This window comes from Vogesella mureinivorans (assembly GCF_007644035.1).
GTDB lineage: Bacteria > Pseudomonadota > Gammaproteobacteria > Burkholderiales > Chromobacteriaceae > Vogesella > Vogesella mureinivorans.
In genome coordinates, this window is record NZ_VMTV02000568.1 from 1 (window position 1) to 275 (window position 275).

1 pseudogene is annotated in these 275 nt (G+C 64.7%); it reads left to right on the plus strand.

Features of this window, described 5'->3' with window-relative positions:
- Positions 1 to 217: pseudogene (locus FLQ44_RS14590) on the plus strand (hypothetical protein); the annotation flags it as partial.
- Positions 218 to 275: the final 58 nt, after the last annotated feature.

Sequence of the window (275 nt, forward strand, 5' to 3'; positions counted from 1 at the left end):
GGCGGAAGGGCTGGGCGTGCCCTACACCGTGCATGGCTTCGGGTCGACGTTCCGCGATTGGGTGTCAGAGCAGACCGACACGCCGAGCGAGGTCGCCGAAATGGCGCTGGCTCATGCGATCAAGGACAAGGTCGAGGCTGCCTATCGCCGCGGCGCGCTGCTGGAGAAGCGGCGGGTGCTGATGCAGGCGTGGTCCGATTACCTACTGCCAGAATGAAAAAGCCCCGCCATCGCTGGCAGGGCTTGTGTAGGGCTGGAGCCTTTCCCGTAGACAC